The 14,924-nt window shown below is 58.6% G+C and carries 15 protein-coding genes and 1 pseudogene; 6 read left to right on the forward strand and 10 right to left on the reverse strand.

Going from position 1 to position 14,924, the window contains the following annotated elements:
* Nucleotides 1-8 precede the first annotated feature (8 nt).
* Complete coding sequence (locus ACYZT6_RS29760; RefSeq protein WP_462029728.1) at nucleotides 9-359, reverse strand: hypothetical protein; 351 nt, start codon at nucleotides 357-359, stop codon at nucleotides 9-11.
* A gap of 198 nt (nucleotides 360-557) precedes the next feature.
* Here ACYZT6_RS29760 and ACYZT6_RS29765 point away from each other — a divergent pair.
* Nucleotides 558-728, forward strand: a pseudogene (locus tag ACYZT6_RS29765) (formaldehyde dehydrogenase, glutathione-independent); the annotation flags it as partial.
* Nucleotides 729-783: 55 nt separating this feature from the next.
* Here the strand turns inward: ACYZT6_RS29765 and ACYZT6_RS29770 are convergent.
* Nucleotides 784-1,311: a hypothetical protein gene (locus tag ACYZT6_RS29770; protein WP_462029729.1), complete on the reverse strand. Its 528-nt coding sequence runs from the start codon at nucleotides 1,309-1,311 to the stop codon at nucleotides 784-786.
* 159 nt (nucleotides 1,312-1,470) lie between these two features.
* Nucleotides 1,471-1,680, reverse strand: coding sequence for a cold-shock protein (locus ACYZT6_RS29775; RefSeq protein WP_462029730.1), 210 nt, complete (start codon nucleotides 1,678-1,680; stop codon nucleotides 1,471-1,473).
* 325 nt (nucleotides 1,681-2,005) lie between these two features.
* Between ACYZT6_RS29775 and ACYZT6_RS29780 the strand changes: the two genes are divergently transcribed.
* The gene (locus ACYZT6_RS29780) at nucleotides 2,006-2,563 is read left to right on the forward strand and encodes a DUF2780 domain-containing protein (RefSeq protein ID WP_131060664.1); all 558 of its coding nucleotides are present in this window, start codon (nucleotides 2,006-2,008) and stop codon (nucleotides 2,561-2,563) included.
* A 1-nt stretch (nucleotide 2,564) separates the two neighbouring features.
* Here ACYZT6_RS29780 and ACYZT6_RS29785 read toward each other — a convergent pair whose 3' ends face one another.
* Nucleotides 2,565-3,452, reverse strand: coding sequence for an acyltransferase (locus ACYZT6_RS29785; RefSeq protein WP_462029731.1), 888 nt, complete (start codon nucleotides 3,450-3,452; stop codon nucleotides 2,565-2,567).
* A 316-nt stretch (nucleotides 3,453-3,768) separates the two neighbouring features.
* Here ACYZT6_RS29785 and rloA2 point away from each other — a divergent pair, with 316 nt between their 5' ends.
* The 4 genes from rloA2 to creD all read left to right on the forward strand — a co-directional run bounded on the left by rloA2 (nucleotide 3,769) and on the right by creD (nucleotide 8,022).
* Entirely contained in the window at nucleotides 3,769-4,275 is a 507-nt protein-coding gene (gene rloA2 / locus ACYZT6_RS29790) for a retropepsin-like aspartic peptidase RloA2 (RefSeq protein ID WP_165557454.1), read from the forward strand.
* A gap of 59 nt (nucleotides 4,276-4,334) precedes the next feature.
* The gene (gene creB / locus ACYZT6_RS29795; protein ID WP_462029732.1) at nucleotides 4,335-5,015 is read left to right on the forward strand and encodes a two-component system response regulator CreB; all 681 of its coding nucleotides are present in this window, start codon (nucleotides 4,335-4,337) and stop codon (nucleotides 5,013-5,015) included.
* The gene (gene creC, locus ACYZT6_RS29800) at nucleotides 5,015-6,433 is read left to right on the forward strand and encodes a two-component system sensor histidine kinase CreC (RefSeq protein WP_462029733.1); all 1,419 of its coding nucleotides are present in this window, start codon (nucleotides 5,015-5,017) and stop codon (nucleotides 6,431-6,433) included. The genes creB and creC overlap by 1 nt, the downstream gene beginning before the upstream one ends.
* A gap of 218 nt (nucleotides 6,434-6,651) precedes the next feature.
* Complete coding sequence (creD, locus tag ACYZT6_RS29805; RefSeq protein WP_462029734.1) at nucleotides 6,652-8,022, forward strand: cell envelope integrity protein CreD; 1,371 nt, start codon at nucleotides 6,652-6,654, stop codon at nucleotides 8,020-8,022.
* Nucleotides 8,023-8,232: 210 nt separating this feature from the next.
* On the opposite strand, the gene ACYZT6_RS29810 is transcribed toward creD, so the two are convergent.
* The 6 genes from ACYZT6_RS29810 to ACYZT6_RS29835 form a co-directional block, all read right to left on the reverse strand.
* Nucleotides 8,233-8,862, reverse strand: coding sequence for a glutathione S-transferase (locus ACYZT6_RS29810; RefSeq protein ID WP_462029735.1), 630 nt, complete (start codon nucleotides 8,860-8,862; stop codon nucleotides 8,233-8,235).
* Between the two features lie 362 nt (nucleotides 8,863-9,224).
* Complete coding sequence (locus ACYZT6_RS29815) at nucleotides 9,225-9,404, reverse strand: hypothetical protein (RefSeq protein WP_462029736.1); 180 nt, start codon at nucleotides 9,402-9,404, stop codon at nucleotides 9,225-9,227.
* The gene (locus tag ACYZT6_RS29820) at nucleotides 9,401-10,531 is read right to left on the reverse strand and encodes a PepSY-associated TM helix domain-containing protein (protein ID WP_462029737.1); all 1,131 of its coding nucleotides are present in this window, start codon (nucleotides 10,529-10,531) and stop codon (nucleotides 9,401-9,403) included. The genes ACYZT6_RS29815 and ACYZT6_RS29820 overlap by 4 nt, the downstream gene beginning before the upstream one ends.
* A gap of 72 nt (nucleotides 10,532-10,603) precedes the next feature.
* Complete coding sequence (locus ACYZT6_RS29825) at nucleotides 10,604-13,030, reverse strand: TonB-dependent siderophore receptor (RefSeq protein ID WP_462029738.1); 2,427 nt, start codon at nucleotides 13,028-13,030, stop codon at nucleotides 10,604-10,606.
* A 249-nt stretch (nucleotides 13,031-13,279) separates the two neighbouring features.
* The gene (locus ACYZT6_RS29830) at nucleotides 13,280-14,251 is read right to left on the reverse strand and encodes a FecR domain-containing protein (RefSeq protein WP_462029739.1); all 972 of its coding nucleotides are present in this window, start codon (nucleotides 14,249-14,251) and stop codon (nucleotides 13,280-13,282) included.
* The gene (locus ACYZT6_RS29835) at nucleotides 14,248-14,766 is read right to left on the reverse strand and encodes an RNA polymerase sigma factor (protein ID WP_462029740.1); all 519 of its coding nucleotides are present in this window, start codon (nucleotides 14,764-14,766) and stop codon (nucleotides 14,248-14,250) included. The genes ACYZT6_RS29830 and ACYZT6_RS29835 overlap by 4 nt, the downstream gene beginning before the upstream one ends.
* Nucleotides 14,767-14,924 lie beyond the last annotated feature (158 nt).

A 14,924-nucleotide genomic window follows, 5' to 3' on the forward strand; every position in this document is an offset into this window, starting at 1 on the left:
CACTTGCGTTAGCTTGCATGGAGTTTCAGGTAGGGTCTCGACGTTTCACCGTTCTCTACGATCGTTGTGCCGCCGTAGCTGCAGGTGGAGCCGTCATAGCTTTCGGCTTTCAGATTGTACTCATCGGACAGAAAATCGTCGTTGGTACCCATTGCGAAACCTTTCCACTTTTTGCCATTGGCGGCAGAGGTGTATTCGTAACCCTGATTGAAAGGGGGGATCATTTTCGGGTCGCTGGTTGTAAAACGCGAAGATTTGATCTCGCTTACTTTGGGACAAACTTCCGTGCCAGCAGCAGCGTAAGCATTGCCTGTCATTGCACCAAAAACCAAAAACGCCATTCCGATAAACTTGCGCATGAGTTACATCCTGTTGTGTTGTTGGAACGCTCAGAATGAATATTTTCGCAGGTGTCGCCTACTGTCAGATCTGACAGGTTTTTATAATATTTTATTATTGGTTTGTGGTCTTTTAGAAGCTGTATGAATAACGATTTGTTCAGATTTACAGTTGTGCACTATAACCATTGGGTTGCCGAGTTATTATTTCACAGGCTACACAACCGCCAGCTGATGCAGGCGATCATGTGGGATCGCATTCACATTGCCGACATTGTTGGCGTGGAAGACATCAGCCTGGATGACGCACCACGTGGGTATGGCGAGTTCGATGCGGGTGTGCCGAAGAAGTTTGTGATTGATCCGCATAAGTTGTTTAGTGCGGCGTAAATAAAAACGGGCGACTCTTGAGTCGCCCGTTTTGTTTTAATCAAATCACTTTGCGTTAGCTTGCCTTGAGCTTCAGGTAAGGGACCGCAGTCACACCGTTCTCAACTACCTTAGTGCCACCGTAGCTGCAGATAGAGCCATCAAAGCTTTCGGCTTTAAGGTTGTATTTTTTGTCAAGATAGTCGTCATTAGTAGCGATAGTAACGCCTGTCCATGTTTTGCCATCAACGTTCGCGATGTACTTGTAACCTTCCCTGAAAGCGTCGGGAATATTTTCATCGTCGCTTTTAAAGGCCGATGATTTAATTTCGCTTACTTTGGGACAAGTGTCTGTACCCGCAGCATATGCATTACCTGTCATTACACCAAAAGCCAAAAACGCCATTCCGATAATATTACGCATTGAATTACACCCTGTTGTGTTGTTCGAGCACTCAGAATGAGGATTTTTGAAGGTGTTGCCTACTGTAAGATTTGACAGTTTTTTAGAGTTTTTAGTTGTGGGTGCGTATTTTTTAATGCCTTTTGGTGAAAACACCATCAGCGCGTCTTGAAACCATAACGGGCCACTCGACTCAGCCACTGCCTTAAAGCTCTTTCTTCCCGACGTAACTTTTCTCCCTGCAGTTCAGTTTTGCTTCACTCCTCTCTGTCAAAACTTCCTTGATCGCCGGAACGCCCGGGGAGTGCAAGGTTATCGAGGTGGCATTGTCGAGGACGGGGGGAATAGTTCACCTTTAACTCATATTATTTTCACTTGTTCTGCCTGCATTCCCTTTTGCCGCAGTATTGCTATAAATGACACTTGTTGTCCCTCTTTCAGGGTTTTTATACCTTCGCTTTGTATTTCTTTGGAATGAACAAATAGATCGTCACCTGATTGAGGGGTGATAAATCCGAAGCCCTTTTCGTCGTTGAACCACTTAACGGTACCCGTTTGTCTGTTCGACATATTGATGCTTCCTACGTATTTGAAGCGAAGATGGGCTAGCAACTATGTAGCGGCCAATACTCAGTTGTGTTGTCACGAATTAAGCTTAAGTTGGGCTCTGGATGGGTTGCAACTGTCAGATCTGACAGGTATTAGATTAGTTCGATGTAACGAAAATTTTTTTAATAGCGCCATGTAAGCTTTTTTATTCCGAGCGATACATCTACTTCGTTTCGGAGGTAAAAATGCCTGCCGCTATAAGGAACGACGAACCCAAACCCCGGTCAAACCGGCAGTTTTCCCGTCCGCTCAACGGGCGGTTTTCATGGCGCAAGAGGATGTCTGGATGAAGATTTCACGCGGTTTTGCACTGGCCTCTCTGATGACCCTCGCGGCCAGCCCGGTCTTCGCCGGTTTCAGCCTGGAAGATGTCACCAAAGCGGCCTCGAGCATGCAGGGCGGTAACGCAGCCACTGCCGCCGCTCCGACACAGGAAACCGCCGGGCTGCTTGGCGCGCTGACGTCGCAGTTGAATGTAAAACCCGAGCAAGCCGTCGGTGGCACCGCGGCGATGTTGGGGCTGGCCAAGAATCAGTTGAGTTCGACTGACTATTCGGAATTGGCGAAAAGCGTACCGGGTATCGACAAGCTGTCCGGCGGCGGTCAACTGGGTGCCCTCGCTGGATTGCTCGGATCGTCTGGTAAATCGGCCGGTCTGGAAAACGCGTTGGGCGCCGTAAAGAACACCAACGATCTGAACAATGCTTTCAGCGCATTGGGGATGGACAGCGGCATGATCGGCCAGTTTGCCCCGGTGCTTCTGCAGTACCTCGGTCAGCAGGGCGTCGGCGGTTCGCTGCTGGAAAGCCTGGGCGGGATCTGGGGCGCCGGCACCGGTAGTTGATCTAGCGATACCCGGCGCGTAAAGCGTCGATGCGTTGATCCTTCTCGATCCAGAGCTGGTTGACCCAGTTCTGGATCGTTTCGCGAAACTGCGGATCGTTTTCGTAGTCGCCTTGCCACAGCGCCGGGTCGAGTTCGCGGGTCTTGATGTCGATGATGACCCTCGGCACGTTGCCGCTGATCAAGTCCCAAAACCCTGGGCTCTGCTGCTGCGGATACACCACCGTCACATCGAGAACGGCGTCCAGCTGTTCGCCCATCGCCGCCAGTACAAACGCCACGCCGCCAGCCTTGGGCTTGAGCAAGTGAGTGAACGGTGATTGCTGCTGAGCGCTTTTCTCCCCGGTGTATCGGGTGCCTTCCAGATAATTGACCACGGTCACCGGTTGACGCTTGTACAGCTCGCACGCTGCCTTGGTGATTTCCAGATCCTTGCCGGCCAGCTCAGGGTGCTTCGCCAGGAATGCCTTGGTGTAGCGCTTCATGAACGGATAGTCCAAGGCCCACCATGCCAGGCCCAGAAACGGTACCCAGATCAGTTCTTTCTTGAGGAAGAACTTGAAGAACGGCGTGCGGCGATTCAGGGTCTGGATCAGCGCCGGGATATCGACCCAGGATTGATGGTTGCTGATCACCAGGTACGAGGTGTCGCGGCGCAGGTCATCGCCGCCACGGATGTCCCATTGGGTGGGGATGCACAGACGGAAGATCAGCTTGTCGATTTCGGCCCAGGTTTCGGCGATCCACATCACCGCCGACGAGGCGTAGTCGCGAAAACGCCCGGGCAGGATCAGTTTGAGCAGGGCAAACACCATCAGCGGCCCGAACAGGACCAAGGTGTTGAGCAACAGCAGCAGGGTAACGAAACAGCCGGTGAGCAGGCGGCGCATAAGTAACACTTGAAAGCATTTGGGCGCGCAATGATAAGCAGCTTCGGGCGACAGGCCAAATCGGCGGTGACAAATGTTTCACCTTTTCGGCGGTATGCTTGAACGAATTTGAACAGGTCAGGCTGTTGTGGTGATTGATCCGGCCTCTTCGCGGGCAAGCCTCGCTCCTACAGAAAATCTGTGCTGGTCACCTATTTGTAGTGAACCCAAAATCCTGTGGGAGCGTGGCTTGCCCGCGATGCGATTTCAGGAACGAACGAATTGCTCACTGACGGTCTAAAATCTCGCTGCCCACTCCCTTATGGATGCCCATTACGTGAAATCCCTCCTTGCACTGCTTTCCCTCGTGGCCCTGCCGGTCCTGGCCGCTGAGCCGACGCTGTACGGGCGTTACGAATACATTGCGCTGCCGGAAATCGGCGGCGAAGTCCTTAAAGCCAAAATGGACACCGGTGCCCTGACGGCGTCGCTGTCGGCCAAGGACATCGAAACCTTCACCCGCGACGGCGACGAGTGGGTGCGTTTCCGCCTCGCCACCAAAGACGCGAGCAACAAGGTCTACGAGCACAAGGTCGCGCGGATCAGCAAGATCAAGACCCGCTCCGAAGAAGACGAGGATGACAAGGAAGCTATCGAGCCCACCAAGCGTCCGGTGGTCGATCTGGAACTGTGCCTGGGCAACGTCAAGCGCACCGTGGAGGTCAACCTCACCGACCGCAGCAGCTTCAATTACCCGTTGTTGATCGGTGCCAAGGCCTTGCGTGAATTCAACGCGGCGGTAAACCCGGCGCGGCGTTTCACGGCCGACAAACCCGACTGCTGATTGACGGAATGTGAGGCTTGGGGCACCGTTCGCCCACTTAACTGCCGGGCTCGGACGCCATGCCTCATATCCTGATAGTCGAAGACGAAGCGGCGATTGCCGACACCCTGATATTCGCGTTGCAGGGCGAGGGGTTCACCACCACCTGGTTGAGCCTCGGCGCGGCTGCACTGGAGCATCAGCGCCAGACCCCGGCCGACCTGATCATTCTCGACATTGGCCTGCCGGACATCAGTGGCTTCGAGACCTGCAAGCAACTGCGGCGTTTCAGCGAAGTGCCGGTGATCTTCCTCAGCGCCCGTGATGCGGAAATCGACCGCGTGGTGGGCCTGGAAATCGGCGCCGACGACTACGTGGTCAAGCCGTTCAGCCCCCGGGAGGTCGCGGCGCGGGTCCGGGCGATTCTCAAGCGCATGGCGCCGCGACCGGTGGCTGAAGTCTCATCGACGCTGTTTCGGATCGACAGCGAACGGGTACAGATCAGCTATCGCAATCAACCCTTGAGCCTCACACGGCACGAATTCCGCCTGCTGCAATGCCTGTTGGAACAACCCGAACGGGTCTTCAGTCGCGAGCAATTGCTCGATGCGCTGGGTGTCGCCGCCGATGCCGGTTACGAGCGCAGCATCGACAGCCACATTAAAAGCGTGCGCGCCAAATTGCGTCTGGTGAAGGCTGACGCCGAGCCGATCCAGACTCATCGCGGCCTCGGTTACAGCTACAGCCCGGGGCACAGCTGATGCCGCTGGGGATCCGGATTTTCCTGGTCTACGTGCTGTTCATCGGCCTGACCGGTTACTTCGTGCTCAACACCGTGATGGAAGAAATCCGCCCCGGGGTGCGCCAGTCCACTGAAGAAACCCTGGTGGACACCGCCAACCTGATGGCCGAGATCCTGCGTGACGACTTCAAGGCCGGCACCCTCAACCAGAACCGCTGGCCCGAGCTGCTCAAGGCTTACGGCGAGCGGCAGCCGAAGGCGAGCATCTGGGGCTTGCCGAAGAACCAGGTCAACCACCGCATCTACGTCACCGACGCCAAAGGCATCGTGGTGCTGGACTCCAGTGGCACGGCGGTGGGGCAGGATTACTCGCGCTGGAACGACGTCTACCTGACGTTGCGCGGTGAATACGGCGCGCGTTCCACCCGCAGCGATCCGAACGATGCGAACTCCTCCGTGATGCACGTCGGCGCACCGATTCGCGACAACGGCCAGATTATCGGCGTGGTCACCGTGGCCAAGCCCAACAGTTCGTTGCAGCCTTACGTGGATCGCACCGAACGTCGATTGCTCGCCTATGGCGCGGGGCTGATCGGCCTGGGTCTGCTGTTCGGCGCGTTGTTGTCGTGGTGGTTGAGCGCGGCGCTACGGCGGTTGACCGCTTATGCGCAGGCAGTGAGTGAAGGCCGGCGCGTCGAGGTGCCGCATTATCGTGGCGGGGAGCTGGAGCAACTGGCGACGGCGGTGGAACAGATGCGAACGCAGCTGGAAGGCAAAGCCTACGTCGAGCGTTACGTGCACACCCTGACTCACGAATTGAAAAGCCCACTGGCGGCGATTCGGGGTGCGGCGGAATTGCTGCAAGGTGAAATGCCGTTGGCTCAGCAGCAGCGTTTCGTCAGCAACATCGACAGCGAAAGTGTGCGGATGCAGCAGTTGATCGAACGGCTGCTGAACCTGGCCCAGGTTGAACAGCGCCAAGGGCTGGAAGAGCGGGTGGCGGTGCCGTTGGCGGTTTTGGTCGATGAGTTGCTCAACGCCCAGGCTGCGCGGATCGAAGGCAAGAAGTTGCGCGTGGAACAGCAGATTGCGCCGGACATGAACCTGCATGGCGAGCCGTTTCTGTTGCGTCAGGCGTTGGGGAATCTGCTGGAGAATGCGTTGGATTTCACCCCTGCCGAAGGTGTGCTGCGATTCAGCGCCGGGCGTGTCGGGGAGCAGATCGAATTCAGGCTGTTCAACCAGGCCGAAGCGATTCCCGACTATGCGTTGCCGCGTTTGAGTGAGCGTTTTTACTCGCTGCCGCGACCGGACAGTGGGCGCAAGAGCACAGGGTTGGGGCTTAACTTTGTGGAAGAAGTGGTCAAGTTGCATGGTGGGTCGTTGAGCATTGGCAATGTCGAGGGCGGTGTCGAAGTCAGGTTGCGCCTGGCTTAGGACCGAGTCGCGGCCATCGCGAGCAGGCTCGCTCCCACAGGTGATCTATGGAGGACACAAAATCTGCAAACACTGCAGATCCAGTGTAGGAGTGAGCTTGCTCCGGGCGGCGTTCCGACGATGGGGCCGGTCCAGTCTCCACATAATCTCCATATTCCCCCCATAAATCCCCCACACACCCATTCCAGACTCTCCCCCATCCAAACAGGGAGAGTCCCATGAACCGCAGCCTGACCATAAAACTCGGGGCCATTGCCCTTCTGATTCTGTTATTGCTCATCCCGTTGCTGATGATCAACGGCGTCATCCAGGACCGCCAGCAACTGCGCGACGGTGTGCTCGAAGACATTGCCCGCAGTTCCAGCTACAGCCAGCAATTGAGCGGGCCGCTGATGGTGGTGCCGTACCGCAAAGTGGTGCGCACCTGGAAACTCAACGAAAAAACCAACGAGCGCTACCAGGAAGTCGGTGAAGAGCGCGGGCGTCTGTATTTCCTCCCGGAGCGTTTCGAGCTCGACGGCCAGGTGCAGACCGAACTGCGTTCCCGAGGCATTTATGAGGCGCGGCTGTTCCACGCCGATAACCGCATCAGTGGGCATTTCTCGGTCCCGGCGCAACTGGGCATCAAGGAAGACTTCGCCGATTACCAGTTCGATCAACCGTTTCTGGCCGTCGGCATCAGCGATATTCGCGGTATCGAGAACGCCCTGAAACTCGAACTCAACGACCAGCGTCTGGACTTTGTTCCGGGCACTCAGGTGGGCTGGCTAGGCGAAGGTGTACACGTGACGCTGCCGGCGCTGGATGCCAGACAAGCGACGGAATTGACCTTCGGTTTCGACCTGCGGCTGCAAGGCACCGGTCAGTTGCAGATCCTTCCAGTGGGTAAGACCAGCAAAGTGTCGTTGAGCGCCAACTGGCCGCATCCAAGCTTCATCGGCAATTACCTGCCGGCCCAGCGTGAAGTCACCGATCAGGGTTTCACCGCCAACTGGCAGACCTCGTTTTTCTCCACCAATCTGCAAGAAGCGCTGAGCAGTTGTGTGTCCGGTGGTGGTTGCGAGGCGTACAACGGCCGCAGCTTTGGCGTGAGTTTCATCGACCCGGTGGACCAGTACCTGAAGAGCGATCGGGCAATCAAATATGCGCTGCTGTTCATCGTCCTGACCTTCGCCGGATTCTTCCTCTTCGAAGTGCTGAAAAGCCTCGCGGTGCACCCGGTGCAATATGCATTGGTGGGCGTGGCGCTGGCGTTCTTCTACCTGTTGCTGCTGTCGCTGTCGGAGCACATCGGTTTTGCCCTGGCCTATCTGTTGTCGGCGGGTGGCTGCGTATTGTTGATCGGGTTTTATGTCTGCCATGTGCTGCGCAGCGTGCGTCACGGCTTGAGCTTTTCGGCGGGGTTGGCGGCTTTGTATGGCTTGCTCTACGGCTTGTTGAGTGCCGAGGATTACGCGCTGTTGATGGGCTCGTTGTTGCTGTTCGGTTTGCTCGGTGTGTTCATGGTGCTGACCCGCAAGCTGGATTGGTACGGGATCGGGCAAAAATCGGCCAAGCCGTTGGCGTTTGTTATCGGGGCGGTGGAATGAGCCGGTCGCTGGGGTTGCGCGAGGATCAGCGGGAAGGGGAGGTGTTGGCGACGCTGATATTGCGGTTATTTCCAGTTGATCCGGTGTGGTGCCATCGCGAGCAGGCTCGCTCCCACAAGGGATCTCCAGTGAACACAAATCCTGTGAACACCAATAACCAACTGTGGGAGCGAGCCTGCTCGCGATGAGGTCGGAACATTCAGCGAAGACTTAAACCTTCGGCATCGTCGCCACCATCGAAGGCCGCTGACTCACCTCGAAATACCAGGCCGCCAGCTGCGGATTCGCCTCGCGCCATTTCAGATCCGGATGGCGCAAGTCGAGGTAACCCAACGCACACGCCACGCTGATAGCCGCCACATCAAAATGGCTGGTCAGCTCGGCAATCGCATCCTTCTCCAACAGCGCCAGGGCGCGACGAATCTTGTCGCGCTGGCCATCGAGCCATGCGTCCCAGTGTTTCTCCGGGGCGCGCAGAGCCACTTCATACCGAACCATCACCGAAGCGTCCATGATCCCGTCGGCCAGGGAAGCCAGGGTCAAACGGCGCCAGCGGGCCGAGCCTTCGCGGGGTATCAGCGGGTTGCCGACGTGTTGATGGTCGAGGTAATCGAGGATCACCCGGCTGTCATGGATGACATTGCCGTCGGCCAGGCGCAGGGCCGGGATCTTGCCCAGTGGGTTGTCTTCGTTGAGGGTCTGGTCCGGGCTTACCGGCGTGAGCACGCAGTCTTGCAGCGCCACGCGGTCGGTCTGACCGGTTTCGTGCAGCAGCACCATGACTTTGCGAACGAAGGGCGATAGCGAATTGTGGAACAGGGTCATGCTGGGGGCGGACATGGCAGCGTCTCGGTATTGGGCAGTGCTGGGCAGCATAGCGTGTTGAAGCAATAGCTCAAGATGACCAGCGAAGGTTCAAAAACCTGTGGGAGCAGGTTCAGGCAGTTGGCTGCGTGTTGTCGTATAACTGCCGTGTTGGTCGGAGTTCTGTAGCAGCTGTCGAGCCCCAGCGAGGCTGCGTCCGGCTCGGTCCGCGTTCGGGCGAAGCAGTCGTAAATCCTGCAACAGTGATCTTTCAGGCGCACCGCGTTTGCCGGACTGCGGCCGCTGCGCGACCGAACGCAGCCTCGCTGGGGCTCGACAGCTGCTACAAGAATTTGCGAATTTCTTTGAAGCAGCGGTGGTCCGCGAAGCGATGTAAATCAGCGGCGTTGCAGAAGGCCACGCAAGGCAAGCACGGCGGGGACGCCCAAGCCAAGCCAGCTCAAGCCATCCCATACGCCATCACCCAGCAACGCGGCGAACAACCCTGCGGCACTGAGGAGGGCAATCACGGTAGGCGTGGCAAAGACCTTCCAGAAGTTCGACTGTCGCGGCCTCATGCTTGCGCCTCCGCTTGTTCGAGTACAGGTTTCGCTGCCTTGCGCCGCACCACCCACAGATAAACCCCACTGCCCAGCACGATGATGGTCAGCACATCCAGGGTCGCCCAGAGGATTTTCATCGGCATGCCGCCGTAATCACCGAAGTGCAAGGGTTGCGACATGCCCATGGCGTCCATGTACCACGGTCGTTCGGCCACCGCCGTGACGTGCAGGGTACTGGCGTCGATCAGCACTGGGGTCAGCAAGTGCGATGTCAGGTGGGTGCTGCCTTTCATGAACACGGCGTAATGGTGTTCGCTGGAAAACCGTGTGCCGGGGAACGCAATGAAATCGGGTTGCATGCCCGGGGCGACTTCCTTGGCGATGTCGAGCAGACGGGTCGCGGGCGCCAGGTGCGTCAGCGGTGGCGCATCGCGATACGGCGCGATCATCGCGCTCAGGGCGTCGTTGCGCCAGGCGGCGATCAGCAGGTCGGCGCAGGCACTGATCACGCCGGTCACACCGACCACCAGCGCCCAGGTCAGGGTGACCACGCCGATCAGGTTATGCAGATCGAGCCAGCGCAGGCGGGTGGATTTGTCCTGGCGCACGGTGGCGAATTTCAAGCGGCGCATGAACGGCAGGTAAAGCACCGTCCCGGAAACAATGGCCGCGACAAACATCAGCCCCATGAACGCCAGCAACAATTTGCCAGGCAGGCCGGCGAACATGTCCACGTGCAGGCGCAGCATCACCATCATGAAGCCGCCGTTGGCTGACGGCATTTCCAGTGCTTCGCCGGTGCGGGCGTCGAGCATGAAGGTGTGGGACGAATTGGGTTCGGTACCGGCGGTGGCCGCCATGATGGCGATCGCCGCGTTGGGCTCTTCCTCGTCAAAGCCGAAATACTGCATGACTTCACCGGGGCGATGTTTTTCCGCCGCCTGCACCAACTGCTGCAAATTCAGTTGCGGGGTCTCCGCCGGCATTTGCTTCAACTCGGCGGCATCGCCCAGCAGGTGGTCGATCTCGTGGTGAAAGATCAACGGCAGGCCGGTCAATGCCAGCATCAGCAGAAACACCGTGCAGATCAGGCTGGTCCAGGTGTGGACAAAGGACCAGCGGCGAATTGTTTTGCTTTTCATTTCATGGCCTTTAGAAATACCAAAGCCGTCCTCGAAGGACGGCTTGGGTTTTGGAGCGTTTCAGCTAGGCAATTACCACTTGTACGTTGCACTGGCGACGACGCTGCGCTGGTCGCCGTAGTAGCAGTAGAAGCTGTCACAGGTGGAAATGTAATCCTTGTCCAGCAGGTTAGTGGCGTTCAGTGCCAGCGACGCGCCTTTGAGGCTGTTGTCCAGACGGCCGAGGTCGTAATGGACCGCCGCGTCGAACACGGTATAGGCATCGGCCTTGCCCAGCCAGGTGTTGCCCTGATCGCCGTAGGTGTTGCCGGTGTAGCGAGCGCCGGCACCAATGCCGAAACCGTCGAGCACGCCTGCGTGCCAGGTGTAATCGGCCCACAGCGAAGCCTGTTGGTTAGGCATCAATTGCAGGCGGTTGCCCTTGTTGTCGCCTTTCTGCACTTCGGATTTGGCCAGGGTGTAGGCAGCGATGATCTTCAAGTTTTCGGTGACGTCGGACACCGCTTCCAGCTCCAGGCCCTTGACCTTCACTTCGCCGGTCTGGCTGGTGATCGGTGTGGCGCCGACAGTGGTGGTGACCGAGACGTTTTTCTGGGTCAAGTCATACACCGCCGCACTGAGCAGGGTGTTGCTGCCCGGCGGCTGATACTTGATGCCCAATTCCCACTGCTTGCCTTCGGTCGGCTTGAACGATTCGGTGCTGGAGGCTGATGCGCCAGTCGTCGGCTGGAAGGATTCGGCGTACGACAGGTACGGCACAAAGCCCGAGTCGAAGACGTAGCTGATCGCCGCGTTGCCGCTGAAGGCCTTGTCGCGCTCGGTGTTGGTGGCGTCGCCCTTGTTGAAGAACTCGGTGCTGGTGTGGACCCAATCCTCGCGTCCGCCGACGGTCAGGCGCCATTGGTCGAGGGCCATTTGATCCTGCACGTACAGGCCGGTCTGGTAGGTCTTCTGGTTGTAGTCGTAGAACGCGGTGGAGCGCGGCGGACGAACGATCGGCTGGCCATAGATCGGGTTGTTGACGTTGGTGGTCAGCCCGTCGCCGAAAATCGAGGTGTAGTTGGTGTTGCTGCGCTGGTGGTCGAGACCCAACAGCAGGGTGTGACGGACATCGCCGGTGGCGAAGTCGACCTGGAAATTGTTATCCACGGCGAACTGGCTGATGTCCTCATCGACGGTGGTGCTGGTGCGCCCGACGTTGCCTTCGTTATCCACTTGGGTGAACGGATACGAACCGACGGTGAGTCCCTGGAACGACAGATCGGATTTGGTGTAACGCAGGTTCTGCTTGAACTGCCAGACGTCGTTCAAGCGATGTTCGAACGCATAGCCCAGCGCGTAGTAGGTGCGGTCGTAGTATTCCCAATCCGGGTCGCCGAGGTTCTTGTGATGGGACACCTTGCCGAACGGCATGTCGATCTTGGTGCCTTGCACCGGCAGGAACTGGCTGGTGATGCCGGTATCGTCACGGGTGAATTGCGTGAGCAAGGTGAACCTGGTGTCTTCGTCGATGTTCCAGGTCAGGCTCGGCGCAATGTTGTAGCGCTTGTTGTCGACGTGGTCGATCTGCGTGCCGCTGTCGCGCACCACGCCGCTCAGGCTGTAGAGGAACTGGCCTTCGTCATCGATCTTGCCGGTGCTGGCGAAGTTGATCTGGCGCTGGTTGTCGCTGCCGTATTGCAGCTGGATCTCATGGCTGTCTTCGGCGGTGGGACGGCGGCTGACCATGTCCAGCAGGCCGCCCGGCGGGGTTTGGCCGTAAACCGACGACGCCGGGCCGCGCAGCAGGGCGAGGCGATCGAGGTTCCAGGTTTCCTGTTTCGGGTTGGCGTACGTGCCTTTTGGCAGAGGCAGGCCATCGAGGAACTGGGTCGGTTCGAAACCCCGTACCCGCAGCCAGTCAGCGCGGGTGTCGCTGCCGTAGCTGCTGGCGACGATGCCGGGCATGTAGCGCACGGCGTCATCGAGATTCTGCACATTGCGATCTTCCATTTGCTGGCGGGTCGCGACCGAAATCGAGCGCGGTGCTTCGACCAGCGCGGTGTCGGTCTTGGTGCCGGCTGCGGTGCGCGTGGCGACGTAGCCTTCCACCGGGCCCCAGGCGCTTTCAGTATTTTCGACACCGATGACGGCGGTTTCCGGCAGGGCCAGCGTGCCCTCGGGAATGGCGACCAGGCTGTAGGTGCCGGCGCTGCTCTGTTCCAGTTGCAGGCCGGTGCCGCGCAAGGCTTCACGCAGGGCGCTGGCGGCGTCGAACTGACCCTTGACCGGAGCCGAGGTTTTACCAGCGGCCAGGGACGGATTCAACGACAGCGTGAGGCCCGCCTGGCTGGCGATCTGGTTCAAAGTGCTGGCCAGTGGCGCGGCCGGCAGGTTGTAGGCGCGAACGCTGGACGCCTGTTCAGCGGCGATGAGCTGAGTGCTGGCCAAGGGCGTGCAAAGGGCAATGGCGACTGCCAGCAAGCTGGGGCGCAACAAGGTGTCTAGCGAACGGGACATACAGCGGCTCCTGAATGGAAATATTTCTCAATTGCCTAGGTGCCGAACGAGAATCCAAAAGTGATAGGGCTGGATGAAAATAATTTCTATTCAGTAAACAAGATGAATTTCTAGGGTGAGGCGGATGGCCCCATCGCGGGCAAGCCACGCTCCCACAGGTTTTGTGTCCAGCAGGAAATCTGTAAATGACACAAAACCCTGTGGGAGCGTGGCTTGCCCGCGATGGCGTCCGCTCAGACGGCAACCTTCTCAGGGCCTGGTTTCAGCCTTCGCCACCGTCACCCACCACGGCGTGTGCTGTTCAATCTGCACCGGCAGCGTCGGCAGCAGCGCGCTCAGGGCCTTGTCGGTGTCGTGCAGCGGGAAGCTGCCGGTGATCCGCAGGTCAGCGATCTCCGGTGCAACGCCCAAGTGCCCGCGTCGATAACGACCGAGTTCGTGCACAAGATCTTCCAGTCGTGCGTTGTCCACCACCAGCATGCCGCGAGTCCAGGCATCGGCGCCGAGGTTCATCGCGACGATGGGGCCCAGGCCGTTGCTGCGCATCAGCACTTGCTGGCCTTCACGCAGGATCTGCTCTTCAGGACTCGACAGCGGATGGGCGGCCACCGCGGACTGCAACACGCTCAGTCGCGTGCCCTCATCCTCGCGCTTGACCAGGAACCGCGTGCCCAGCGCGCGCATGCTGCCTTCACGGGTTTCGACGATGAACGGCCGGGTATCGCCATGACCGGTTTCGACGAGAATTTCCCCTTCCTGAAGGATGATCAGCCGCTGCTTCTCATCGAAGCGCACGTCCACGGCGCTGTGGGTGTTGAGGTTGATCTGCGTGCCGTCGGTGAGGCGCAGGGTGCGCTGCTCGCCGGTGGCGGTGCGCTGGTCGGCCAGCCAATAGTCGATGGGCAGATAACGATCACCGGCGAACAGTGCCAGCCCGATCACTGCGACGATGCTGGCCAGGCCGCTGCCAAGCTTGCGTACCCGACGACGGATGCTTTCGCGCGATTGCAGTAACGCCGTGCGAGCCGGGCCGCTGGCGACGCTGAAACGCTGGTCGAGCATGCCCAGTTGGCGCCAGGCTCGGGCATGTTCCTCGTGGGCGGCGTGCCATTTGGCAAATTCTTCGCGCTCCACCGGGTTGCTGGAATCCAGGGATAATTGCCAGGCAATCGCGGCATCCAATACATGGGCCGACACCGGTTTGGAGCTGACCGGGCTCATACCGGCTCACCGTACAGCGCGATGTAGCACTGACGAATGCCTTGGGCCAGGTATTGGCGAACCCGGGGCACCGACACGCTCAGGCGCTCGGCGATTTCCGCATGGCCGAGGCCGTCGAGACGGCTATAGAGAAACGCTGCCCGGGCCTTGCTTGAGAGCTTGCCGAGCAGTCGGTCGATGTTTTTCAGGTCTTCGAGGATCAACTGCTGTTCTTCCACTGACGGTTGTTCACCTTCGGGGATCAGCATCAATTCGGTGAGGTAGGCCTGTTCCAGCGCTGCGCGACGGAAATAGTCGAACAGCAAGCCCTTGGCGATCGCCACCAGAAACGCCCGAGGTTCGCGAGGCTCCTTCAGCTCATCACGGCCGAGCAACCGCACGAAGGTGTCCTGACTGAGGTCTTCGGCCCGTTGCGGACAGGCCACATTGCGACGCAGCCAAGCCAATAGCCAACCGCGATGGTCGCGATACAACGCACCAACGAGCTCACTTTGGGGGCTTTGGACTGACGACACGCAGCATCACCGATTGGGAAGTGTTAACTAACGAGAATTGTTCGCGATTGTGGCAGAGGCGGGGGAGGTAAGCAATTGGCCACTGGTCAGGTGGTTTTTGATGGGGAGGGCTTCAGTCGGACCGCGTTATCGTTCTTCGCGGGCAAGCCTCGCTCCTA

The organism is Pseudomonas sp. RT6P73, from assembly GCF_054897715.1.